Below are 24714 nucleotides of genomic sequence, written 5' to 3' on the forward strand. Positions count from 1 at the left end.
GTAAGCTTGAGCAAATGCAACCCAAAGATCGAGTATCGCCATGCCTTGCATCAACCGCTTTAGTCAAGCATTAGCCCTAGGTATTGGCCTGGGGCTTTTCGCGTCCGGCGCCACTTGGGCCGAGGACCGCACCCTCACCATCTATACCTACGACTCCTTCGTCGCGGACTGGGGGCCGGGGCCCAAGGTCAAGGAGGCCTTCGAGAAACAGTGCGGCGATTGCACCGTCAATTTCCTGGCCTTGCAAGGCGGCGTGGATATCCTCCAGCGCCTGCGCCTGGAGGGAGAGAGCACCGAGGCGGATATCGTCCTGGGCCTGGACATGAATCTGATGGCGGAGGCGCGGGCGCTCGACCTGCTGGTACCCCACGAAGCCGATCTCACGCCCCTGAATCTTCCCATCGACTGGGACGACGAGACCTTCCTGCCCTACGACTGGGGGCATTTCGCCTTCGTCTACGACAGCGAGGCGCTGCCCAACCCGCCCTCGAGCTTCGCGGAACTGCTAGAGGCGCCGGAAGACCTCAAGGTGATCATTTCCGACCCGCGCACCAGCGTGCCGGGGCTGGGGCTGCTGCTATGGATCAAGCATCTTTACGGCGACGAGGCGGGAGAGGCCTGGCAGCAGCTCAACAGGCATGTATTGACCGTAGCCAGCGGCTGGAGCCAGGCCTACTTTTCCCTGTTCATGAACGGTGAAGCGCCCATGGTGCTCTCCTACAGCACCTCGCCGGCCTATCACATGGCCATGGAAGACACGGATCGCTATCAGGCGGCGGAGTTCGAGGAAGGCCATTACCTGCAGGTGGAAACCGCCGCTATTACCAAAGCTGCAGAGGATCCACAGCTGGCGCGGGAATTCATGGACTTTATTCTCACCGAGGATTTCCAGCGCCATATTCCCCTGGGCAATGTCATGTATCCTGCCATCGATCTGGGAGACGAGCTGCCGGAGGTCTTCGATCGGCTGATCGAACCGGAAGGCTTTACCTTCAGCCCGGAGGAAGTGCAGGAAAATCGCCGCGCCTGGATTCGTGAATGGCTCAACGCCAGCAGCCGTTGAACCGGTATGCGTTAAGCCGGCTGCCGCTATGGGCGGGGCTGGCCGCCTTCGTCGCGGTGATCGGCCTGGGCCTCGGCAGCTTTATCGCCCTGCTGTGGCAGGCGCCTGCCCTGCAGGTGGCGATGCTCTGGCAAGAACCCTACCTGGCCGGTGTGCTGCGTTTCACTTTCTGGCAGGCGGGCCTTTCCACACTGCTGGCCCTGGGACTGGGCATTCCGGTAGCGCTGGCCCTGGCGCGACGGCCACGCTTTCCCGGCCGAGGGCTCTTGCTGCGGGCCATGGAGCTTTCCCTGGTGATCCCCAGCCTGATCGCCCTGTTCGGCCTGGTGGCGGTGCACGGACGCCGGGGCTGGGCGGCGCCGCTGTGGGAATGGCTGACCGGCTCCCCCTCCGGCTATCTCTACGGGCTTTCCGGCATCGTGCTGGCTCATGTGTTCTACAACCTGCCCCTGGCGGCGCGGCTGATGCTGCAGGAACTGGAGCGTTCCCCCGCCGTGCACTGGCGGCTGGTGGCCCAGTTGGGGCTTTCCCGCTTCGCCATCTGGCGCACTTTGGAATGGCCGGCGATTCGGCGCTTGCTGCCGCGGCTGGCGGCGCTGATCTTCACCCTGTGCTTTACCAGCTTTGCCATCGTCATGACCCTGGGTGGCGGACCAAACAGCAGTACCTTGGAAGTGGCGCTCTATCAGGCGCTCAAGTTCGACAACGACCTGGCCCTGGCGGCATTGCTGGCGCTGACTCAGCTGGTGATCTGCCTGGGGCTGTGGAGCCTGGCCATCGCTCAGGGCGGCGCGCCGTCGCTGATCGCCGGAGACAGCCAGGCAGCGCTTTTCACCAAATGGCGTCGCCGGGATGCGCAGGGCATATCCTGGCTGACGGATGGCCTGAGTATCGGCGGGTTGGCCCTGCTGCTGTTGCCCCCCTTGGCCGCGGTGGTGCTGGCGGGACTGAGCGGATTGCCGGATATTCTCACCCAGCCGCGCTTGTGGCCGGCGACTCTGAGAAGTCTGGTGATGGCGCTCGGCGCCGGCATTGGCGCGGTACTTTTGGCGCTGGCGCTGCTCGGCGGCAGCGGCTGGCTGCGTGCCCGGGGAAGGCGTTTCCTCGGCGGGGTGATCGAGGGCAGTGGCCAGCTGATTCTGGTGCTGCCGGCCTTGGTAATGGGCACCGGGCTTTTTCTTTTATTGCGTCCACGCCTCGGCGGCGGTTTCGAAGGCTACGCCCTGGTGGTGCTGGTCAACGCCTTCATGGCGCTTCCTTTCGCCATGCAGGTACTGCGCGGGGCGCTGCTGGAACTGCCCCTGGCTCAGCGCCGAGTGGCGGAACAGCTCGATATCCACGGCTGGCCGCGTTTTCGCTGGCTGCTGTGGCCGCGGCTGCGACGCCCGCTGGGCCTGGCCCTGGCCTACGCGATGACTCTATCGCTAGGGGATTTCAGCGTCATCGCCCTGTTCGGCAGCCCCGCCGCGCCGACCTTGCCCATGCTCCTGTATCAGGAACTCGGCGGCTATCGCTGGCAGAGTGCCGCCGCCACCGCCCTGGTGCTGCTGATCTGCGTGGTAGCGGTATTTGGTCTTGTCTCGGCGCTGACTCGCCGTTCGCCGCGCTACCTCTGGAAACGCCGACCGGAACCCGCCCATGCTTCAATGTGATGACTTGACTTTTCACTACGACCGCCAGGATCCGGGCGAGACGCCGGATTTCAGCTTCACCTTCGAGCTGGCGCCAGGCCAGTGCTTGTCCATCCAAGGGCCTTCCGGCTCCGGCAAGAGTACCCTGCTCAATATGCTGGCGGGCTTTCTCGAACCCAGCGGCGGCACGCTCGCCTGGAGCGAGGAAAGCCTGCTGACCAAGCCGCCCTGGGAGCGGGGCATGACCACGGTGTTCCAGGAACACAACCTCTTCGAGCATCTGCCGGTCTGGGCCAATATCGGCCTTGGGCTGGCCGCCAATCTGCGCTTGAGTGAGGCCCAACGCGAACGGATTCGTCAGGGGCTTGAGGAAGTCGGCCTGGGCGGACTGCAGGACCGGCTGCCCGGAGAACTTTCCGGCGGGCAGCGCCGGCGGGTGGCGCTGCTCCGCGCGCTGCTGCGCAAGCCAAGAGTGCTGCTGCTGGACGAACCTTTCAGCGGTTTGGACTACGCCAACCGGGAAGTATTGTGGGGTCTGGTCAAGCGCCAGCAGCAGGAAGGCGTGGCGGTACTGCTGGTCAGCCACGATCCGGAGGATATTCAGGCCCTCGCGGACCGCTGTTATCAGCTCGAGGAAGGGCGGTTGGTAGCCAGCGGCTGAGGCGCCACTCTGCGAAGAAACTATTCAGCAGCTTGATCATTGAAGAAAAAGAGGCTTAGCGTGCCAGCCAGGACGCCAGCAGCCGTGTGATGCTAGGCATGAACACATAGGTCAGCAGTGATATTTGCACGACGACTCGGGCCAGCAGCAATAGCCAATCGGGAACGAAGGGCAATGCCGTATTCAGCAGTGAAAAAAGCGGACCCAGAACAAGCGACAACAAAAAAACGACGATGGTCAGCACAAATACCATCTTGTGGGCTTTCGGATGGAGCTGATCCCGAAACAGGAACTCGATTCCGGTCAGGCGGTCCACACGCGGCTCGCCCTCGACGATACCCTCCAGTTTCCCGAGCCAATGTTTGCGCTCCTTCGATTCCTCCCAGTCTTGTAAATGTTCAACCGTATCGAAGCGAAAAATGACATGACACTCGTTGCCTTCCCCTGGAACCTTGTAGGTGACCCCCTGGTGCCCGGGGAACTGTTTGACGACTTGTCCCACATCGTGCACCCAGGTTCGATAGTCTTGTTCGCGGCCCGGAACAACACAACGCGTAATCACCGCGGTTACGGAGTTGCTTTCGTTCATAGGCTGGGGTGGTCTCCGGATTTCGCACCAGGCGTTCAAGCGCTGATCATCCCGACAGGAGAATCTATATAAGTGGGAAACGCAAGCAAGACAACGCCTCCGGCGTCTTCGAGGGCAAGGCGCAGAAGCTTGAGCAGGAGGTGGCGCCATCTTTATGCTTCGTGAGAATATCCGCTTATTGTATACCACCTTGCCCAATCCCTTTCTCGACGAGGACACCATGCCCGAGTATCGCTCCCGTACCACCACCAGCGGTCGCAACATGGCCGGGGCCCGCGCCCTGTGGCGCGCCACCGGCATGACCGATGAGGATTTCCACAAACCGATCATTGCCGTGGCCAATTCCTTCACCCAGTTCGTGCCGGGTCACGTGCACCTGAAGGACATGGGCCAACTGGTGGCCCGGGAGATCGAGAAGGCCGGGGGCGTAGCCAAGGAGTTCAACACCATCGCCGTGGACGACGGCATCGCCATGGGTCACGACGGCATGCTGTATTCCCTGCCGAGCCGCGATCTGATCGCCGACAGCGTGGAGTACATGGTCAACGCCCACTGCGCGGATGCCCTGGTGTGCATCTCCAACTGCGACAAGATCACCCCGGGAATGCTGATGGCGGCGATGCGTCTCAATATTCCGGCGATCTTCGTCTCCGGTGGGCCGATGGAGGCGGGCAAGACCAAGCTCCTCGATCACGGCCTGGATCTGGTGGACGCCATGGTGATGGCCGCGGACGACAGCGTCGACGACGAGACCCTCAACGAGGTGGAGCGCAGCGCCTGCCCCACCTGCGGAAGCTGCTCCGGCATGTTCACCGCCAATTCCATGAACTGCCTGATGGAAGCGCTGGGCCTGGCACTGCCGGGCAACGGCACCGTAGTGGCGACTCATGCGGATCGCCGGCGGCTGTTCGAGACCGCGGGCTCGCGAATCGTCGAGCTGGCCAAGCGCTACTACGAAGGGGACGAGGCACACCTGCTGCCCCGGGCCATCGGTGCCAAGGCGGCCTTCAAGAATGCCATGACCCTGGATATCGCCATGGGCGGCTCCACCAATACCATCCTGCATCTGCTGGCCGCCGCCCAGGAAGCCGGTGTCGATTTCGATATGAGCGATATCGACCGGCTCTCCCTGGAAGTGCCGCAGCTGTGCAAGGTGGCGCCCAACACCCAGCAATACCATATCGAGGATGTGCACCGAGCCGGCGGCATCATGGGGATTCTCGGCGAGCTGGATCGCGCTCGGGTGCTGGATACTTCGGTGCCCACGGTCTACGGCGACAGTCTGAAGGATGCCTTGGAAGAGTGGGATATCATGCGCTCGCCGAGCCCGGAAGTCGTGGAATTCTACCGGGCCGGCCCCGGCGGCGTGCCCACCCAGGTGGCGTTTTCCCAGAGCGCCCGCTGGCCGAGCCTGGACGGCGACCGCGCCACCGGCTGTATTCGCGATCTGGAACATGCGTTTTCCACCCAGGGCGGCCTGGCGGTGCTCTACGGCAATATCGCCGAAAACGGCTGCGTGGTGAAGACCGCCGGGGTCGACGATTCCATTCTGGTGTTCGAAGGTCCCGCTCACGTGGTGGAGTCCCAGGATCAGGCGGTAGAACATATTCTCGGCGGCAAAGTGAAAGAGGGCGATGTGGTCATCATCCGCTATGAGGGGCCCAAGGGCGGGCCGGGCATGCAGGAAATGCTCTACCCCACCTCCTATCTCAAGTCCAAGGGGCTGGGCAAAGCCTGCGCGCTACTGACCGATGGGCGCTTCTCCGGCGGCACCTCCGGGCTCTCCATCGGCCACGTCTCTCCGGAGGCGGCTGCCGGCGGCGCCATCGGATTAGTGGAAAGTGGCGATCTTATCCAGATCGACATTCCCAACCGGCGCATCGACGTCAAGTTGTCCGACGATGAGCTCGCGGCCCGCCGCGAGGCCATGGAAGCGAAAGGCAGCGATGCCTGGAAGCCCGGCATCCAGCGCGATCGCAGGGTCAGCGCGGCGCTCAAGGCCTATGCGCTCCTCGCCACCTCCGCGGACAAGGGCGCGGTGCGGGATCTCACCAAACTGGACTAGGATTTTGTCCAAGACGCCCAGAATCGAGGGGGTAAGATGATTTTTCCCGTGATACTTTCCGGTGGAAGCGGCACGCGCCTGTGGCCGGTGTCACGGGAGCACTATCCCAAGCAGTTTCTGCGGCTCAATCATCCGGATCATAGCCTGCTCCAGGAAACGGTGCTGCGACTTGGCTCCTTGGAAGCGCATCACCCGCCCCTGGTGGTATGCAACGAAGCGCACCGTTTTCTGGTGGCGGCCCAGCTCGACGAGCTGGGAATGAGGCCCGAGCGCATCCTGCTGGAACCGGAAGGCCGCAATACGGCGCCGGCCCTGGCAGTGGCGGCGCTGGCGGCTCGGCAGCTGGCGGAAGACCCGGTGCTGCTGGTGATGCCCGCGGATCATGTCATCGACGACACCCGGGCGTTCATCGAGGCGGTCGAGCAGGGCCGAGCTCTGGTCGAACAGGGCTTTCTGGTCACCTTCGGTATCACGCCGCACTGTGCGCATACCGGCTATGGCTACATTCGGCGCGGGGAATCCGTGAGCGAGGGGTATCGCGTCGCGGCCTTCGTGGAAAAGCCGGATAGCGAGCGGGCCAGCGCCTACCTGGAAAGTGGCGACTACCTGTGGAACAGCGGCATTTTCCTGATGCGCGCCTCGCAATATCTGGCGGAACTGGCGGAGCACGCGGGGGATATCCTCGCTCACAGCGAAGCCGCCTTTGCCTGCTGCCAGGAGGATCGGGATTTCCTGCGCCTCGACAAGGGGTCGTTTCTTGCCTGTCCCGGCAATTCCATCGATTACGCGGTCATGGAACCCACCCGGGCCGCTGCGGTGGTGCCCATGGCGCCGGGCTGGAACGACCTGGGCGCCTGGGACGCGGTGGCGGAGATCCAGAGCCGCCAGGCGGACAGCGAAGGCAACGCCTGTCAGGGCGACGTCATGCTGCACGAGGTTCGCAACAGTTTTCTGCGCAGCGAGTCCCGGCTGGTTGCCGCGGTGGGGGTGGAAAACCTGGTGATCGTCGAAACCGAGGACGCGGTGCTGGTGGCAAGGCGGGATCGGGTGCAGCAGGCCAAGCATATCGTCGATCGGCTCAAGGCGGAGAAGCGTAGCGAATGCCTCAGCCACCGGCAAGTCTATCGTCCCTGGGGACATTATCGCTGCATGGTGGAAGGCGTCGGCTTTCAGGTGAAGGAAATCCTGGTGCGACCGGGTCAGTTGCTCTCGCTGCAGATGCATTATCACCGGGCGGAACACTGGGTGGTGGTTCAGGGCACCGCCCGGGTGACCCTGAGCACGGACTGCGACAGCACCCAGGAGCTCAAGAGCTTTCTGGTCAGCGAGGACGAGTCCACCTACATCTCCCTGGGTACCGTTCATCGCCTGGAAAACCCCGGCGTCATCGATCTGCGTCTGATCGAGGTGCAGACCGGCGCCTATCTAGGCGAAGACGATATCCTGCGCTTCGACGATGTCTACGGGCGCACCACCTCGGACGACGTCTGACGGTTCCGATATTGCAGCCTTGGCTTGCCTCAGCCGATCTGCACCGATCCCCGCGCGTAGGTAATGCCCCGCGCCTTGCTCGCGGCGATGAAGTAGCCCAGGGAAAGCGGGCCGACCCGCCCCAGCAGCATGGTGACGATCAGCGCAAGCTGGCTGGGGATCGACAGGTCGTCGGTAATGCCTCGGCTCAGCCCCACGGTGCCGAAGGCGGAAACCGTCTCGAAGGCCAGGTCGAGAAAACTGGCATCGGACTCGCTCCAGGTCAGTACGAACAAACACAGGAAGATTAGCAGCATACCCGCCAAGGCCACCGCCACCGCCTTGATGACGATAACCTGGGGAATCGAGCGGCCCAGAATCGCCGGTTGATTGTTGCCCTGCAAGAACGCCCGTGCCACCAGCAGCAGTACCACGAAGGTCGTGACCTTGATGCCGCTGGCGGTGGAGCCGGCGCCGGCGCCGATGAACATCAAAAGCATGGTCAGCTGTGTCATGGGCGTCGTCAGCTCGGCGATGTCCAGGGTGTTGAAACCGGCGGTGCGCGGAGTGACCGCCTGGAACCAGGCGACCTGCAGCCTGGCGCCGAAGCTGTCGAGTCCGCCCAGGGTGGCGGGATTGCGCCACTCGAGTATCAGCATGGCGGCCAGGCCCGCCAGGGCCAGCCAGAAGGTGGCCCAGAGCGTCACCCGGGTATGCAAGGACAGCAGTTTTCCCCGGCGCCACTGATACAGCTCGCCGACCACGGCGAATCCCAGTCCGCCCAGGATGAACAGCGCGCTGATGACGATATTGATCAGCGGGTCATGCGCGTGGTCGATCAGGCTGTTCGGCCAGACGGAGAACCCGGCGTTGTTGAAGGCGGAGATTGCATGGAACAGGCTGACCCAGAGCCCATGTTCCCATCCGTATTCCGGCACCCAGCTCAAGGCGAGCAGACCGGTGCCCAGGGCTTCGCTGAGCAAGGCGAAAAGAATTACCAGCCGCACCAGCTGCGAAAGCTCCGCAAGCGAGGTGTAGTTGAAGGTCTCCCTGATCAGCTTGCGCTGCTGTATCGGCATGCGCATGCCCAGCAGCAGCATGGTGAGGGCGGCGAAGGTCATGAAGCCCAGCCCGCCGACCTGGATCAGCCCCAGTATCACGCTCTGGCCGAAGGGTGTGAACAAGGACGTGTCCACCACCACCAGCCCGGTGACGGTAACCGCAGAGGTGGCGGTGAACAGCGCCTCATGCCAGGTGAGAGGCTCGTAGGACGCCTGGGGCAGACTCAGCAGCAGCGTTCCCACGGCGCAGAGCAGGACAAAGCCCAGCAGCAGCGCCTCCGGCGGCGACAGTACCAGCACGCCGCCGTGGGGCAGGCGTCGCCAGGGGTGCCGATAACGGGACAGATGTCGTGAGGAAACGCGCCGTCGCATCAGAGCTTCTTGCCCAGCTCGCGTAGATCGTCCAGATCCCCCATCAGGATCAGGTTGTCGCCCTTTTCCAGGGGAGTATCGTGATCGGGCTGTCGCAGTACCTCCTTGTCTCGGGTGATGGCGATAAGGGCAAGCTTTTCCGGATCGAGTGCCAGGTCCCCCACGCAATCGCAGGATTTCGCCAGCTCGTCCGTGGTCTGCAGCTCGACGATGAACTGATTGCCGCCCAGACGAATGAAATCCACCATGGCCTGATAGTGCAGGCTTTCCGCGACCCGCATGCCCGAGTCATATTCCGGATAGACGATATGATCCGCCCCCAAGTGCTCGAGCAGCCGGTAATGGGTATCCGAATGGGCCTTCACCCAGATTTCCCTGGCCTCTTGCTCCCTGGCCAGCAGGGTACAGATCATGCTGGACTCGATGTCGTCGTCCGCGTCGATGACCACCGCGTCGTACTGATCCAGGGAAAGCTCCTCGAGCACCTTGGCGTTGGTGATATCGCCGACCACCGCATGATTGAAGAGCTCCGACTGGGCGTTGACCCTGGCTTCGTCCGCATCGATCCCCATGACCTGATGATGCTGGCGACGCAGTTCCTGAGCGACGATGATGCCGAAATAGCCCATTCCCAGAATGGCGAACTGTCGAGACATGACGTCTTCCTAGAGCGGTGTCACCAAAACGACGGCGGTTGAGCCGCGGTTTCCCGCAGCTTGTCCCGGGCGATATACAGCGCGGCGATGGCCCGGGCCTCGTGAAAATCCTCCCGGGCCAGCAGCGCCGTCAGGTCGTCGATGGCGTGAGTTTCTACCACCAGCGGCTCCGGCTCGTCCCCGGGCAGGCGCTTCTCGTAGAGATCGCTCGCCAGCATCACCTGCATGCGGTGGCGCATGTAGTTCGGCGCCAGGGAAAGCTCTATCAGAGGCTCGATATTGTTGGCGCCGAAGCCGCATTCTTCCATCAACTCCCGGTTGGCGGCGCCGACCACGTCTTCCCCCGGATCCACCAGCCCCTTGGGCAGGGTCAGCACATAATCGTCGAATCCGGCAGCGTATTCGCGGATCAGCAGCACGTGATCCGGGTCCGGCATGGCGACGATCATCACCGCGCCGATCCCCTGGCCGCCGCCGGTCAGGCGCTCGAAGGTACGCTCGGCGCCGTTGGAAAAGCGCAGCTCCAGGGATTCCACCCGGAACAATCGGCTTCTGGCGACTTCCCGACGGGACAGGACGCTAGGCTTGACGAGAGAGGAACTATCCTGTGGAGAGTGATCCGACATGAAGAGGCTCCGTGGGAAGACAGCGTGTGAAGACAAGGTCTGGAAGGTACAATATCACGCCGAGCAAATGGAGTGGCGAGGAGAAGAATGGACACCGTAAGACTCGACAAGTGGTTATGGGCCGCGCGCTTCTTCAAGACACGGCAGCTGGCGAAAAAGGCCATCGAGGGCGGCAAGGTGGAGTACGAAGGCGCTCGCGCCAAGACCAGCAAGCAGGTGGAAGTCGGGGCCCTGATTCGCGTTCCCCAGGGTTGGGATGTCTGGGAGGTGGAGGTATTGGCGCTTTCCGATCAGCGACGCGGCGCTCCTCAGGCCCGGGAGCTTTATCAGGAAACGCCGCAAAGTCAGGCGCGTCGTGCCAGGGAAACAGAGCAGCGGCGGTTGGCCAACCAGGCAATGCAGATACCCAGGCACAAGCCGGACAAGAAGCAGCGTCGAGAGCTGCAGCGGTTGCAGCGCCAGCCCGGCGAAGAACGCTAGGCTTTGTCTGAAAAGTACCTGCGCTCGTCTATACGGCGTTAAAAATTGGCTCAAAATGCTCATTTACAACACGTAAACTCCGCTTTTTCGCCAATTTTTGCCTTGTCTAGACTTCGCTCGCTGACTTTTCAGACCAAACCCAGCCATCATCTAGAGACCATCATGACCGATCAGATTCAACGTTTTCTATTCGACAATACCAACGTGCGAGGCGAGATCGTCTCTCTGGAGGCCGCCTACGCGCAGGTGCTCGACAAGCAGGCTTATCCGGCGCCGGTGGCGCGGCTGCTGGGTGAACTGCTGGCGGCGGCGGCGCTCTTGACGGAAACCGTCAAGCTCGACGGCACCCTGAGCCTCGAGGTGCGCGGTCAGGGAGCGCTGGCGCTCTTGATGGCGGAGTCCAATCCCGGCGGCGAACTACGAGGCATCGCGCGGCTTTCCGAGAATCAGCCCCTGCCCGCGGAGGACGCGGGCTTCCGCGAACTGCTGGGGGAAGGCCACATCGTGATCACGCTGGACCCGCGGGAGGGAAATCGTTACCAAGGTATCGTGGAGCTGGCGGCAGACAGCCTGGCCGGGTGTCTCGAGGATTATTTTACCCGTTCCGAGCAGTTGCCTACCCGGCTGTGGCTTACCGCGGACAGCGTGCGTTCCAGCGGGTTTCTGTTACAGCAATTACCTAAAAGTATCGATCAGGACCCGGATGCCTGGCGGCGCATCGTTCACCTGGCCAGCACCCTGCGCGACGATGAGCTGCTGACGCTTGGGCAGCGTGATCTGCTCTACCGGCTGTATCACGAAGAAACCGTGCGGGTCTTCGAACCCAAGGCGCTGCGTTTCGGCTGTACCTGTTCTCGAGCGCGTATCGCCCAGGCGCTTCATGATCTCGGAGAGCAGGAACTGCGCGATATCCTTCAGGAACAGCAAAGCATCGATACCCAGTGCCATTTCTGCCACACCCATTATCATTTCGGTGCTGCGGAAATCGAGGCGTTGATCGAGTCGCCGGATGCGCCGGCGCCCACGCTGCATTGAGAGAACTCTTGGACTTTAGTTTGGTTCAGAAAGCTCATATTTTCCGGACGAGGCTTTTTTGCCATACTGCCTCAGGCTTACCCTCGCCACGCATGCTGGCGCTTCTTTCCACGCCAATTCGAACATTATGTCATCGACAGTGCCAACGATAATGTCGAAAACGATGTCGACGTAAAGACAGCTCCAAAAAAACTGTCTTGAGCGACAGCGTCAAAAGACGGTATCGGCCCAAGGACATGGACTCGCATATGACCCAAACTGCCTTCTCTTCCAAGCCTTCTTCCCGCCAACGCCATATCAATTCGAGTCCTGCCGAGCTGATCGAGCAGGCCGTGGTGCGGGGGGAGGGATGCCTTGCCGCCAACGGTGCGCTGGTGGTCAAGACCGGCAAGCGTACCGGACGCTCCCCCGCGGATCGCTATATCGTCGACGAGCCCGGTACCAGCAAGGAAATCGACTGGGGCAAGGTCAACCGTCCTTTCGATGCCAAGCGCTTCGACGCCCTGTGGGCACGGGTGGAGAATTACCTGAACGAGCGGGAGCATTTCGTTTCCGAAGTGCACGTCGGCGCCGATCCCCGCTATTACCTGCCGGTGCGCATGATGACCCAGACCGCCTGGCAGGGATTGTTCGGCGGCAATCTCTTTATTCGTCCGGAAACCTTCAATCCCGCGGACAAGCCGGAGTGGACGATTCTCAACGCCGCGGGTTTCGTCTGCGAGCCGGAGCGGGACGGCACCAACTCCGACGGCTGCGTGATCATCAACTTCGCCGAATGCAAGGTGCTGCTGGCGGGCATGCGCTACGCGGGTGAGATGAAGAAAGCTATGTTCTCGGTGCAGAATTTCCTGCTGCCCGCCCACGATGTCCTGCCCATGCACTGCAGCGCCAACGTGGGAGAGGAGGGCGATACCACGCTGTTCTTCGGCCTTTCCGGCACTGGCAAGACCACGCTCTCCGCGGATCCGGCGCGCTACCTGATCGGCGACGACGAGCACGGCTGGGGCGAGGGCACCGTCTTCAACATGGAAGGGGGTTGCTATGCCAAGTGCATCGACCTCTCCGCCAAGAACGAGCCGGTGATCTGGAACGCCATCCGCTTCGCCACCGTGCTGGAGAACGTGACCCTAGACGATCAGCGCCGGCCGGACTATGCCAACGATAGCCTGACCCAGAATTCCCGGGCGGCTTATCCCCTGGAGCATATCGACAAGCGGGTCGCGGAAAATCGTGCCGGCGAACCCAACGCCATCATCTTCCTGACCTGCGACATGAGCGGCGTGCTGCCGCCGGTTTCCGTGCTGTCCAAGGAAGCCGCTGCCTATCATTTCCTTTCCGGCTACACCGCCAAGGTAGGTTCCACGGAAATGGGTTCCTCCAGCGGCATGGAAACCACCTTCTCCACCTGCTTCGGCGCGCCGTTCTTCCCGCGTCCGGCTCGGGTCTATGCGGATCTTCTGATCAAGCGGGTCGAAGCTTTCGGCTCCCGGGTCTATCTGGTCAACACCGGCTGGACCGGCGGCGCCTTCGGCGAGGGCGGCGAGCGCTTCTCGATTCCCACCACCCGAGCCATCATCAGCGCGATTCAATCCGGCGCCTTGAAAGACGTGGAAACCCGCATTATCGAAGGGCTCAACCTTCAGGTTCCCACGGCGGTGCCCGGGGTCGATTCGATCTTGCTCGATCCGCGCCAGACCTGGCAGGATCAGGACGCCTACCGGCGCCACGCGCGAGAACTGATTGGCGAGTTTGTCGAGAACTTCAAGAAGTTCGACGGCATCGACCCGGCTATCGTGCAGGCGGGCCCGCAGGCAGACGTCCTCTGAACCCAGCGGTTCTCGTGTGGTCTCAAAAGAGTGAATTTTCGGATTCACTCTTTTTTTACGACAGGGAAAAAGTGATGAAACGCAGACAATTTCTTGGCTTGTTGGGTGCGGGTGGTCTGGCGGGATTGGCGCCGGGTATCGCCTTTGGCCGGCCCAAGCCGGACCTGAAACGGGCGGATGACATCGAGGTGCTGGAGCTTTCCGAAGAACAGTGGCGGGAGCGCTTGAGCGAAGAGCGTTTTCATATCCTGCGCGAAGCCGGTACCGAACCCGCAGGTTCGAGCCCCCTGGACAAGGAAACCCGCAAGGGGGAGTTCCGCTGCGCCGGTTGCGATCTGCCGCTTTTCACCAGCGAGATGAAATACGACTCCGGCACCGGCTGGCCGAGCTTCTATACCCATATCGAAGGGCATCTGTTGTCCGAACTCGATCTGGTGATGTTCATTCCGCGCACCGAATATCATTGCGCCCGCTGCGGTGGCCACCAGGGCCATGTGTTCGAGGATGGCCCCGAGCCCACCGGCCTGCGCTGGTGCAACAATGGGTTGGCGCTGACGTTCGTGCCGGCTTGAGACCTAATGATGACGCAACGTTTATGATACCTTGTCGCGATTCGACATAGCCGAGCGTCAAGGATTGCATGGAAACCCAAGCCCCTGCCCAAGTCACTATTCAAGCCACTATTACTGCCCGTCTGGCGGAAGAACTCAGCGTTCGCCCTCAGCAGGTGGCTGCCACCGTGGAGCTGCTGGACGGTGGCGCCAGCGTGCCCTTCATCTCTCGCTATCGCAAGGAAGTCACCGGCGGGCTGGACGATAGCCAGCTGCGCCTGCTTGAAGAGCGTCTGCGCTACCTGCGCGAACTGGAGGAACGCCGCGAGGCGGTGCTGGCGGCCATCGACGAGCAGGGCAAGCTCGACGATGCCCTAGCCAAGGCGATTCGCGAGGCAGGCACCAAGCAGCGCCTGGAAGACCTCTACTTGCCTTATCGCAAGAAGCGTCGCACCAAGGCGATGATCGCCCGGGAGGCCGGGCTCGAGCCCTTGGCGGATGCCCTGCTGGCCAATCCCGATCTCGATCCCCAGGCCGAAGCCCAGTCGTATCTGCGACCGGCGGAAGGCGACAGTCCGGCCATCGAGGATGCCAAGGCGGCGCTGGACGGCGCCAAGCAGATTCTTATGGAGCGCTTCGCGGAAGACCCGGGATTGGTGGGTGAACTGCGGGAGCGGCTGTGGCAGGAGGCGCTGCTCAGCGCTCGGGTCAACGCGGGAAAGCAGCAGGAGGGGGCCAAGTTCGCCGATTACTTCGAGCACGATGAACTCTTATCCAAGGTACCGTCTCACCGGGCACTGGCGATGTTTCGCGGTCGTAACGAAGGCGTGCTGGCGCTGACTCTCAAGCTGCCCGGCGAGGACGAAGCGCCGCGGCATCCGGCGGAACTCGCCATTGCCAGGCGCTTCGGTATCGAGGATCAAGGCAGGAAAGGGGACGCCTGGCTCAAGGAGGTGGTGCGCTGGACCTGGCGGGTCAAGCTGTACACCCATCTCGAGACGGAACTGCTGGGGCGCCTGCGGGAGCGGGCGGAACTTGAAGCCATCGAGGTGTTTGCCGCCAATCTCAAGGATCTGCTCCTGGGGGCGCCGGCGGGACCGCGAGTCACCCTGGCGCTGGACCCGGGGCTGCGCACCGGTTGCAAGGTGGCGGTAGTTGACGCCACCGGCCAGTTTCTGGAGCACGCGACAATCTATCCTCACCCGCCGCGCAATCAATGGCGGGAATCCCTGGCACTGCTGGAGCAGCTGGTGAAAAAGCACGGCGTCGAGCTGATCGCCGTGGGCAACGGCACCGCCAGCCGGGAGACGGACAAGTTGGCCCTTGATCTGATCAAGCGCCTGGCGCCACGTGCGCTCAGCAAGGTGATGGTCAGCGAAGCTGGCGCCTCGGTGTATTCCGCCTCGGAATACGCCGCCCGGGAATTCCCGGATCTCGACGTGACCATTCGCGGCGCGGTATCCATCGCCCGGCGCCTGCAGGACCCGCTGGCGGAACTGGTCAAGATCGAGCCCAAGTCCATCGGCGTCGGTCAATATCAGCACGATGTATCCCAGCTGCAGCTTTCCCGAAGTCTGGAGACGGTGATCGAGGACTGCGTCAACGCGGTGGGGGTGGATCTCAATACCGCCTCCACCGCGCTGCTGTCCCGGGTTTCCGGGCTCAACGCGAGCCTGGCGGAGAACATCGTCGCGGTGCGCAATCAGCAAGGGGCCTTTCGCAGCCGTCAGGCGCTGCGGGATGTCAAGCGCCTCGGCGCCAAGACCTTCGAGCAGTGCGCGGGGTTTCTGCGCATCAGAAACGGCGATAATCCGCTGGACGAAAGCGCCGTGCACCCGGAAGCCTATCCGCTGGTGGAGCGCATCGCCGGCCAGGCCAAGCGCCCGGTCGCCAGCCTGATTGGCGACAGCGCCTACCTCAAGACACTTTCCCCCGCCACCCTGGCGGACGAGCGCTTCGGCGTGCCGACGGTCACGGATATCCTCAAGGAGCTGGACAAGCCGGGGCGGGATCCGCGCCCGGCGTTTCATGCCGCCCAGTTCCGCGAGGGCGTCGAGACCCTGAAGGATCTCGAGCCGGGCATGCTGTTGGAAGGTAACGTGACCAATGTCACCCACTTCGGCGCTTTCGTGGACATCGGCGTGCATCAGGATGGCCTGGTGCATATCTCGGCGCTTTCCGAGCGCTTCGTCGAGGACCCGCGCAGCGTGGTCAAGGCGGGGGATATCGTCAAGGTCAAGGTGATGAGCGTGGATATTCCGCGCGGGCGTATCGGGCTCTCCATGCGGCTGGGCGATCCGCTCGAGGCCGAAAAGGGCGCTGCATCGTCAACGCCGGCGCGACGTCAGGAAAAGCGCTCCGCCAAGAAGTCGACTTCCGCGCCAGGGGAAGCCTCCGTCGGTGCCTTGGGCGAGGCGCTTCTCAAGGCCAGGAAGGGACGCTAGCCGGCACCTGCCTTGCCAACACTCGTGTTGCCAAATGCTTGTCTTGTCATGGGTGACGGCGCGAAAATAGGTTCAAGGATGCGGCATGACGTGAATCGCCATGCCGCCTTTTTCATTAGCGCGAAGAAAGTCATGGTTTAAAAAAATGAAAGTTTTTGAAACCAAGGGCTTCTTCCATGATCTGGGGTGTTCACCTTGTCAGAACAACTCGCCAGCGTAATCGCCCGGCTCAAGAGGCCGGCCCGTCAAGGAAGGATCGGACGCCTCAATCGCGGCGTTGAAAAGGAAGGGCTGCGTGTCGAGCGCAACGGTGATATCGCCCAGACGCCGCATCCCGAGGCGCTGGGCTCCAAACTTTCACATCCGCATATCACCACGGATTACTCCGAGGCCCTGCTCGAGTTCGTCACTCCGGTGTACAGCCGGCCTCGCGATGCAATGGCTTTTCTCGAAGACGTGCATCGCTTCAGCTATCGCCACCTGGGCGGTGAGTTGATCTGGCCCGCCAGCATGCCTTGCCGGCTCGAGGGCAACGACAGCGTTCCCATCGCGGATTACGGCAGTTCCAATTCCGGACTGATGAAGCACGTCTATCGCAAGGGGCTGGACGTCCGCTACGGACGCATCATGCAGGCCATCGCCGGCATTCATTACAACGTTTCCGTGCCGGACAAGCTCTGGGCGCTGCTGGAGCAGCTCGACCGTGAAGATGGGAAGACCCTGCCCAAGGACTACCGCTCCGCCCGCTATTTCGGCTTGATCCGCCAGTTCCGGCGCAACAGCTGGCTGCTGCTGTATCTGTTTGGCGCCTCACCGGCGATCGATAAAAGCTTTCTCGAGGATCGCAAGGTGCCGGAGAAGCTCAAGCCTCACGGTCGCGAGACGCTGCTTTCCCGTTATGCCACCAGTCTGCGCATGTCGGACATGGGCTATCAGAACAAGGTACAGGCGCAGATCAAGATCTGCTTCAACTCCCTGTCGAACTACGTCAATACCCTGCGTAACGCCATCGCCACCCCCTGGCCGGATTATCAGGCGCTGGGGGTCAAGGAAGGGCAGGGCAACGCCAGGGAAGATTGGCAGCAGCTCAACGCCAACATCCTGCAGATCGAGAACGAGTACTACAGCGATATTCGACCCAAGCGGGTAGCGCGGCACAACGAGACGCCGAGCCAGGCGCTGGAAGCCAGAGGCGTGGAATATATCGAGGTACGCTGCCTGGATCTGAATCCGTTCCTGCCGGTGGGCATCGACGACACTCAGATGCGCTTTCTGGATACTTTCATGCTGTGGTGTCTGCTTTCCGAAAGCCCCTGGATTTCCGACGAAGAGTGCGATCATCTCGACGACAATCGCCGTCGGGTGGTAGAGCGGGGACGTGATCCGGGGCTGGAACTGGTCATCGACGGCGAGCGCCGATCGATGCACGAGCGGGCGCGAATTATCTTCGCCGAGCTTGCCCAGGTCGCCGCGCTATTGGATGAAGTGGAAGGAGAACCGCTGCACGCCCGGGCGCTGGAAAGCCTGGCGCCGAGGCTCGAGGATCCTTCCTTGACTCCCGCCGGGGCGCTGATGAAGCGCATGGAAAGCCAGGAGGAGGAGTTCGTCGACGCCATCCTCGCCTTGGCCCGGGAGCACCGGGATCGGCTGGGTGAAGCGATCACCGATCCGGCTCGGGAAGCGTTGTTCGACCAGTTGGTGGAAACCTCCCTCCAGGAACAGCGGGATATCGAGGAAGCGGACGTGCAGGGCTTCGCCGAGTTTATCGAACAGTATTTCGCCAAGGCCAAACGGTAGTCGGACTGGATAAGGGTTTCTTCATGTGGCAGACATTGCGTGACCAGAGCGCGCGGCGAATCGCCGGTGCAGGCCTGGCGTTTTGCATAGCGATGATGGGAGTGGCGCTCTTTCTCGAACACGGCGTGGGTCTCGAGCCGTGCCCATTGTGTATCCTGCAGCGGGTGGCGGTACTGGCGACGGCGCTGGTGCTGTTGATCGCCGCCTTGCACAATCCCGTCGGTTGGGGAGCTCGGCTCTACGGCGGCCTGGGGCTGGTAAGCGTCGCCGCCGGCATCGGTGTCGCCGGGCGCCATGTCTGGCTGCAGCAACTTCCCGCGGATCAGGTGCCGAGCTGTGGCCCCGGGCTCGATTACATGCTGGAAATTCTGCCCTTGCAGCAGGTGCTGAGCCAGATACTCAGCGGTTCCGGCGAGTGCGCGGAAATCGGCATCCAGTTTCTGGGACTTTCGCTGCCTGTCTGGACGCTCGTCGGCTTCTTGCTGCTGGCGCTATCGCCCCTGATGCTGTGCCTGCGTCGGTCTCGAGACTCATCCGAGGCGCGTTCACAGGCTGTTTGACCTCTGGGGTCGCTCGTTCTTTCGTCTAATGCCGGGCGGAGCGACAATCATTTTACCCCGCCGCCAGGCGCGTAGTGACGCCAGTTTCAAGCAATAGAGTCGACTAATCGCTGTTTTTTTGTATACAACCGCTATTGTTTATTGTCGCCGAAAAAGTATAGGCTCGATTTCCGACCCTAGTACCACACCCATAACGACGATAACGCGGTGTCCTCTATGAAAACGCCTCAAACGAGCAGATCCGTCTTCGACTTCTACGGCAAGCCGCCGTTCGCCAAGGCGCTACCGCTATCCTTGCAGCATATCCTGGCGATGATCATGGGTGCGGTGACCGTGCCCATCATCGTATCCGGCGCCGCCAACGTATCGCCGGAGGAAAAGATGCTGCTGATCCAGATGTCGTTGATCTTTTCCGGCGTTTCGACGCTGATTCAGCTGTATACCATCGGCAAGCTGGGCGCCAAGCTACCGGTGATCTTCGGGGTAGGCTTCGCCTATGTACCTACCCTGGTCACCGTAGGCGCACAGTATGGCGTCAGCGGGATTCTTGGCGCACAGATCTTCGGCGGCATCGCCATGATGATCGTAGGACTTTTCACCAAGAAGATCCGTAACTTCTTCCCGCCGGTGGTCGCCGGCACCGTGGTACTTGTCATCGGGCTCTCGCTCTATCAGATCGCCATCAACTACCTGGCCGGCGGTATCGGTGCCTCCGACTACGGCGCCACCACCAACTGGCTTATCGGCGGTATCACCCTGATCGTGGTACTGCTAGTTTCTCAGTTCGGCAAGGGTTTCCTGAAGCTGGCCTCGATCATCTGCGGCATTCTGGCGGGCTATCTGCTCTCCATGTCCTTCGGCAAGGTGGATTTTGCTCAGGTGGGAGAAGCGCCCTGGTTCACCGCGCCGATGCCGCTGTCCTTCGGTCTCGAGTTTCATATCGCTGCGATCATTTCCATGACGGTGATCTGCGTCATCAACTCGGTGCAGACCATCGGCGATCTTTCTGCCACCACCGTGGGCGGCATGAATCGGGAACTGGAAACCAAGGAACTGTCCGGTGGCCTGCTGGGCAACGGCTTCTCCACCGCCCTCGGCTCCTTCTTCGGCGGGCTGCCCACGTCATCCTTCAGTCAGAACGTGGGTATCGTCGCCATGACCAAGGTCATCAGCCGCTATGTGCTGGCGATCGCCGCGATCTTCATGCTGATTGCCGGCTTCATTCCCAAGTTCGGCGCGATCATGACCACCATTCCCTTTCCGGTGCTGGGCGGGGCCACCATCATCGTCTTCGGCATGATCACCCTGACCGGCATCCAGTTGCTCACCAAGGATGAGATGTCCTCCCGCAACGTGACCATCGCCAGTCTTTCCCTGGCGCTGAGCATGGGTGTCTACGCGGTGCCCGGCGCGATCGATCAGTTCCCGGCGCTGCTCAAGCAGGTGCTGGGCGGCTCGCCCATCGTCATTGCCGCCATCGTTTCCTTCACCCTGAACCTGATCCTGCCGAGAAAGACCCTGGCGGACGAGGAACAGGAAAGGAAGGAGATCGAGATGAAGATGAATCGCTGAGGATTGACAAGGACCCGACGAGCGGTGAGTCTTGTAGCGTCACGTCAGCAGTGGTTGAAAGGGAGAGGCACCGATGCTGGAACACTGCAAGACTGCCCAGGAACGTTGGGGCGGAGTCAATCAGCTGATCGATCGCTGGCTGGAGCAGCGCCGCCAGCTGCTGGTCTCTTTCGTCGCTCTGGAAGCTGCCTGCGATGCGGATTTCGAGGAAGTGGAAAAACCGCTGATCGACGAATTCAGCCAGCTGCTGATGGACTACATCAGCGCCGGTCATTTCGAGATCTATCCCCAGCTGCGCGAAGAGGCCAGGTCTTTCAACGATCATCAGGCCCTGGCATTGGCGGATCAACTGCTGGAACGCCTGGAGATGTCCACGGAGCTGGTGCTGGGTTTCGACGCGGATTACGATACCCAGGCGCTGACGGAGCAGAATCTGCCGCGCCTGCCCGCCTGGCTGGAGAGGCTGACCAAGGGCTTGGCCGCCCGGTTCAATCTCGAGGATCAACTCATCGGCCGTATTCACGCGGATCGCGCGCCGATGAACGCCTGAGATGAACGCACGATAAGTCAGCCGAGTTCAGCGATAGCATAAAAAGCGCACGACCGGTCGTGCGCTTCGATGGTAGATGCAGGAAAAACGCTTTAGACTGGAAACAAGAATACCGGTCTTGTCGCCTTGCGCGTCACCTTCCTGGCTACCGAGCCAATTACAATATCACTCACACCTGAATAGCGGCGCGAACCCAGGATGATGCAGTCAGCTTCGATACGATCAGCCTCGGCGAGAATGGTTCGTCCCGGCCGCCCCGTTAATATCTTGATGTCAGCTACACTTGCACATGTTGACGCTTCCGACTCCAGCGTGGATTGACTGAACTGCTTCAGACGTTCTTTTATTTTGTCCATGGCTTCTTCAAGAGTGGCGTTTCTATAGCCTCCTAGAACGGATCCCGAGATGTAGCGCTCGGCGACGTTATTTCGAAGAATGGCTGGCTCCTCGACGACATGCAGTATATGAATGGAAGCCCCGTACCGCTCAGCGATGCTGACGACGCAGCGAAAGACCTTGGGGCCATGGGGGCCGAGATCAGTCGCATAAAGAATACGTTGAATGTTGAACTGCATGAAACATACCCCTGTTGTCTGGAGAGCACTGCCTCTAATAAGTTGAGCCTCGTGTCGTTAGACGAACTTCCTCGTCAGGCTTGGCTGGCTAACGTGCTTTGCTCCGTCATGAGTTCATCGAGCATGTCGGCAATTTTTAGTCGCTGCACCTTACCGGATGGTCCTCTGGGTAACCACTTGACGATATGGATACCTTTCGGGGTCTTGTACTTACCTAACTCTTGCTCGCAGAGTGCCTGGAGTTCGATTTCGCTTGTCTGCTTGTCATTCTTCAGCACCACGCAGGCCATTACCTCTTGTCCATAATGCTTGTCTACTTCAGCATAGGCAGCGGCCTCAAGCACGGCGGCATGTTTTAACAGCACGTCATCGATCTCGCGGGGAGCGATATTCTCGCCGCCCTTGATGATGAGTTCCTTGAGCCGTCCAGTAATAAAGAAGAAACCTTCTTCGTCCTGATAGCCGAGATCACCCGTATGCAGCCAGCCATCTTGTGTCAAGGTGTCCTCTGTCGCTTTGGGATTCTTGTAATATTCCTTCATTACATTATCACCACGTACCATAAGTTCGCCGGTCTCGTTTCGTGGCGCTTCCTGCCCATTGCTGGTTATTACCCTGACCTCATTACGGTAAGCAATTCCTGGTGAGCCATATCGAGATTGAAAGGGCGGCAGTGGATTGGACAGTATCTGGGCTGCCGTCTCGGTAAGTCCCATTGTCTCAATCAGCGGTATCCCGAACTCCTGCTCGAAAGCTTGATGACTGGTAGCCGGTAGTGCCGAGGAAGCCGAGCGTCCGAAACGGACCTTTGCATAGTCAGAACCATGGCGTATGTTGAATTCCTGCGTATCGCCGCGCTCCAGTAGATAGGCGACGATGGTAGGCACTACACTGAACCAGGTACATTGATAGTCACGGAGTAACTCCCAAAAGGAGCGAGTACTGAAGCGGTGTGGCATCACTACGCTGCCGCCACTGATCAATGGTGCGATTACCGTAACGATCTCCGCGTTGATGTGATAAAGCGGTAAGACGCATAGAGCGCGATCTTCCGCCGAGAGTGCGTGAGCCTCCACCGTATTCATTCCCCCCGCCACCACGTTGCGGTGGCTGAGCAATACGCCCTTGGGTTTTCCGGTAGTGCCAGAAGTATACATCAGCAGCGCATTCGTATCGGGTTCGATGGAAGAAAGCGTAGCGTCAGTAGTATCCGCGGTCGAACGCCATTGCGGACCTTGATCAGGGCAGGCAGGAATGACCGTGATGGATCGCTCGACTTTCTCGCTCAGCCTGCGGGCTCGCTCCAAATGCTGCGGCGAGGAGAGCAGAACATTGGCGTCACAATGCTCCAGCACATACTCGAGTTGGCCATCGCCGGCAAGCGCGTTGAGCGGAACGACAACACGACCGCTGGCCATGATGGCCAGAAGCAGGATTACCGTCCATTGGCCATTATCCATGAACAGAGCAACGTGATCCCCCGCATGGCAGTCCATGGCATCGAGATGGGCCGACACTTGGATCGCCCGTTCCTGTAGTTGCGAGAAGGTGAGTTGCTCGCCGTTTTCCGGAGCAAGCAAAAAGGTTCTGTCCCCGCGATCGGCAGCCCACTTTTTGATGAGTGCTTGAACTGTCATGAGGTATCGCTCCCATTTCTTGTGCTTGTCGGATTCTCAGGAATTTTTTAGACCGTACTGTTGCAAGTAATCACCGAACAGTTCCTCTTCGGTTGGTTCGCGCGGCGTGATCGTACGAGCGATCCGGGTGGTATTGAGATAATGTCGATAGTTCAAATTGTCAGAAATACTGTTTTCCCCCCAGGTTCCACAACCCATGGAAAGTGAAAACGGTAAGCCATTGTCGAAATTGCCCCCGTTGGCGAAGGCGTGGGCTTGATTGACGATGACTCGACACACCGGCATTTCCAGCCCTAGCCGCTGAACATGGGCGTCATCCTGGGTATGGATTCCGCAGGAATGTCCTTTACCCTGATAATCCAGCAGACGCCGAGTCTGCTCGAAAGCCGCGTCGAAATCCTTGACACGATAGACTGCCAGCACCGGCGAGAGCTTCTCGCCGGAGAAGGGATACTCTTCGCCGACATGCTGCTCTTCCACCATGAAAAACGCCGCCGACTGCAACTCGGAACGCTCAAGCCCCGCGATCCTGGCGATTTCAGGAGCGGACCTGGCGATGACGTGCCGACTCAGGTTGCCGTTTTCCCACATGGCCGCTTCCAACTGCTGCTTTTCGCTATCACTTAGCAACATGCCTCCGCTACGTTCCAATGCTTCAATGGCTTGCGTATAGATCGCATCGAGGATGACCAGGCTATTCTCCGAGGAGCAGCTGGTGGCGTTATCAAACGTCTTGGAGGCTTTGATCTTTTGCGCGGCGTCATCAAGTTCGGCTGACTCGTCGATGATGACCGGCACATTGCCCGCGCCGACGCCGATCGCCGGCGTACCGCTGGAATAAGCGGATCTGACGTTGTTTTGCGAGCCGGTGACCACCACCAGATCCGCCTGATGCATCAGCTCGTAGGTCGTCGCCTTGCTGATGGGTGCCGGCAGCTGTTGTATCAGATCTCTTGGCGCGCCGACCCTGTCGAGTTCGGCATGCATGTATTCCAGTAGCAACGTACAGGTCTGCTGGCCTTTGGGAGAAGGTGCCAGGATGATGGCATTACGCCCCTTGAGAGCGTTGATGGTTTTATTGGTCGGGGTCGCTGCGGGATTGGTCGAGGGGACTACAGCGCCTACCACACCGACCGGGCGGGCAATCTCAACCAGCCCCAGTTCGGGCAGTTCTCTAATGATGCCTACGGTCTTGGCTTGCTGTAGATCCCGCAGCAACCCCATGGTCTTGCGGCGGTTCTTGAGGATCTTGTCGTCGACGTTGCCTAGTCCGGTGGTTTCGACCGCCAATGCCGAGAGTTCGCGGTTGCGCTCGGGATGAACCAGGGCCCAAGCGACAGCGGTCACGACTTCGTCCACCTGTGTCTGGTTGTACTGCTGATAGCGCGCCTGGGCGATACGAGCTCGTTCTACCAGCGAGGCGACGATGGCTTTGGCATCAGTCGCATCCTGTACTTGACTTGCTTGCGTGTTGCTCATCATTACTCCCGATC

At 60.8% G+C, this 24714-nt stretch carries 21 protein-coding genes; 14 read left to right on the forward strand and 7 right to left on the reverse strand.

Annotation, left to right across the window (positions count from 1 at the left end; all coding sequences use genetic code 11):
* Window positions 1-40: 40 nt before the first annotated feature.
* From thiB to FGL86_RS08945, 3 genes are read left to right on the forward strand one after another with little or no spacing between them, the layout of a single operon-like run.
* Window positions 41-1063, forward strand: a complete 1023-nt coding sequence (gene thiB, locus FGL86_RS08935; RefSeq protein WP_147184236.1) for a thiamine ABC transporter substrate binding subunit — start codon at window positions 41-43, stop codon at window positions 1061-1063.
* Window positions 1039-2715, forward strand: a complete 1677-nt coding sequence (gene thiP, locus FGL86_RS08940; RefSeq protein WP_147184237.1) for a thiamine/thiamine pyrophosphate ABC transporter permease — start codon at window positions 1039-1041, stop codon at window positions 2713-2715. The genes thiB and thiP overlap by 25 nt, the downstream gene beginning before the upstream one ends.
* A complete protein-coding gene (locus FGL86_RS08945; protein ID WP_147184238.1) occupies window positions 2702-3355 on the forward strand; it encodes a thiamine ABC transporter ATP-binding protein in 654 nt (217 codons plus the stop codon). Before thiP ends, FGL86_RS08945 begins: the two co-directional genes overlap by 14 nt.
* A 55-nt stretch (window positions 3356-3410) precedes the next feature.
* Here the strand turns inward: FGL86_RS08945 and FGL86_RS08950 are convergent, their stop codons facing one another.
* Complete coding sequence (locus FGL86_RS08950) at window positions 3411-3944, reverse strand: putative antibiotic biosynthesis monooxygenase (RefSeq protein ID WP_147184239.1); 534 nt, start codon at window positions 3942-3944, stop codon at window positions 3411-3413.
* Between the two features lie 220 nt (window positions 3945-4164).
* Here FGL86_RS08950 and ilvD point away from each other — a divergent pair, with 220 nt between their 5' ends.
* A complete protein-coding gene (gene ilvD / locus FGL86_RS08955) occupies window positions 4165-6009 on the forward strand; it encodes a dihydroxy-acid dehydratase (protein ID WP_147186138.1) in 1845 nt (614 codons plus the stop codon).
* 36 nt (window positions 6010-6045) lie between these two features.
* Window positions 6046-7500, forward strand: a complete 1455-nt coding sequence (locus FGL86_RS08960; RefSeq protein ID WP_147184240.1) for a mannose-1-phosphate guanylyltransferase/mannose-6-phosphate isomerase — start codon at window positions 6046-6048, stop codon at window positions 7498-7500.
* A gap of 29 nt (window positions 7501-7529) precedes the next feature.
* On the opposite strand, the gene FGL86_RS08965 is transcribed toward FGL86_RS08960, so the two are convergent.
* The 3 genes from FGL86_RS08965 to nudE are packed head-to-tail and all read right to left on the reverse strand — an operon-like array spanning window position 7530 to window position 10194.
* The gene (locus FGL86_RS08965) at window positions 7530-8912 is read right to left on the reverse strand and encodes a TrkH family potassium uptake protein (protein WP_147184241.1); all 1383 of its coding nucleotides are present in this window, start codon (window positions 8910-8912) and stop codon (window positions 7530-7532) included.
* Entirely contained in the window at window positions 8912-9568 is a 657-nt protein-coding gene (locus FGL86_RS08970) for a potassium channel family protein (RefSeq protein ID WP_147184242.1), read from the reverse strand. Before FGL86_RS08970 ends, FGL86_RS08965 begins: the two co-directional genes overlap by 1 nt.
* Window positions 9569-9588: 20 nt before the next feature.
* Window positions 9589-10194, reverse strand: coding sequence for an ADP compounds hydrolase NudE (gene nudE / locus FGL86_RS08975; protein WP_147184243.1), 606 nt, complete (start codon window positions 10192-10194; stop codon window positions 9589-9591).
* Between the two features lie 87 nt (window positions 10195-10281).
* Between nudE and FGL86_RS08980 the strand changes: the two genes are divergently transcribed.
* The 9 genes from FGL86_RS08980 to rsd all read left to right on the forward strand — a co-directional run bounded on the left by FGL86_RS08980 (window position 10282) and on the right by rsd (window position 21009).
* Complete coding sequence (locus tag FGL86_RS08980; RefSeq protein WP_147184244.1) at window positions 10282-10674, forward strand: RNA-binding S4 domain-containing protein; 393 nt, start codon at window positions 10282-10284, stop codon at window positions 10672-10674.
* Between the two features lie 162 nt (window positions 10675-10836).
* Complete coding sequence (gene hslO, locus FGL86_RS08985) at window positions 10837-11709, forward strand: Hsp33 family molecular chaperone HslO (RefSeq protein WP_147184245.1); 873 nt, start codon at window positions 10837-10839, stop codon at window positions 11707-11709.
* A 248-nt stretch (window positions 11710-11957) separates the two neighbouring features.
* The gene (locus FGL86_RS08990; protein WP_147184246.1) at window positions 11958-13535 is read left to right on the forward strand and encodes a phosphoenolpyruvate carboxykinase; all 1578 of its coding nucleotides are present in this window, start codon (window positions 11958-11960) and stop codon (window positions 13533-13535) included.
* A gap of 74 nt (window positions 13536-13609) precedes the next feature.
* The gene (msrB, locus tag FGL86_RS08995) at window positions 13610-14107 is read left to right on the forward strand and encodes a peptide-methionine (R)-S-oxide reductase MsrB (protein WP_147184247.1); all 498 of its coding nucleotides are present in this window, start codon (window positions 13610-13612) and stop codon (window positions 14105-14107) included.
* Window positions 14108-14175: 68 nt separating this feature from the next.
* Window positions 14176-16530 carry a Tex family protein gene (locus FGL86_RS09000; RefSeq protein ID WP_147184248.1) on the forward strand — a complete coding sequence of 785 codons (2355 nt, stop codon included), beginning with the start codon at window positions 14176-14178 and terminating at the stop codon, window positions 16528-16530.
* A gap of 186 nt (window positions 16531-16716) precedes the next feature.
* Window positions 16717-18327 (forward strand): glutamate--cysteine ligase, encoded by a 1611-nt coding sequence (gene gshA, locus FGL86_RS09005; RefSeq protein ID WP_425468325.1) that lies wholly within the window; start codon window positions 16717-16719, stop codon window positions 18325-18327.
* Between the two features lie 23 nt (window positions 18328-18350).
* Window positions 18351-18887 carry a disulfide bond formation protein B gene (locus FGL86_RS09010; RefSeq protein WP_147184250.1) on the forward strand — a complete coding sequence of 179 codons (537 nt, stop codon included), beginning with the start codon at window positions 18351-18353 and terminating at the stop codon, window positions 18885-18887.
* Between the two features lie 216 nt (window positions 18888-19103).
* On the forward strand, window positions 19104-20459 hold the full coding sequence (locus FGL86_RS09015; RefSeq protein ID WP_147184251.1) for a uracil-xanthine permease family protein: 1356 nt from the start codon (window positions 19104-19106) through the stop codon (window positions 20457-20459).
* 73 nt (window positions 20460-20532) lie between these two features.
* A complete protein-coding gene (gene rsd, locus FGL86_RS09020) occupies window positions 20533-21009 on the forward strand; it encodes a sigma D regulator (protein WP_147184252.1) in 477 nt (158 codons plus the stop codon).
* A 92-nt stretch (window positions 21010-21101) separates the two neighbouring features.
* Here rsd and FGL86_RS09025 read toward each other — a convergent pair whose 3' ends face one another.
* From FGL86_RS09025 to sauS, 3 genes are all read right to left on the reverse strand, one after another.
* The gene (locus FGL86_RS09025; RefSeq protein WP_147184253.1) at window positions 21102-21584 is read right to left on the reverse strand and encodes a universal stress protein; all 483 of its coding nucleotides are present in this window, start codon (window positions 21582-21584) and stop codon (window positions 21102-21104) included.
* 74 nt (window positions 21585-21658) lie between these two features.
* Window positions 21659-23221: an AMP-binding protein gene (locus FGL86_RS09030; protein WP_147184254.1), complete on the reverse strand. Its 1563-nt coding sequence runs from the start codon at window positions 23219-23221 to the stop codon at window positions 21659-21661.
* A gap of 36 nt (window positions 23222-23257) precedes the next feature.
* Complete coding sequence (gene sauS, locus FGL86_RS09035; protein ID WP_147184255.1) at window positions 23258-24700, reverse strand: acylating sulfoacetaldehyde dehydrogenase; 1443 nt, start codon at window positions 24698-24700, stop codon at window positions 23258-23260.
* Between the last annotated feature and the right edge of the window lie 14 nt (window positions 24701-24714).

This window comes from Pistricoccus aurantiacus, from assembly GCF_007954585.1.
Taxonomy (GTDB): Bacteria; Pseudomonadota; Gammaproteobacteria; order Pseudomonadales; family Halomonadaceae; genus Pistricoccus; species Pistricoccus aurantiacus.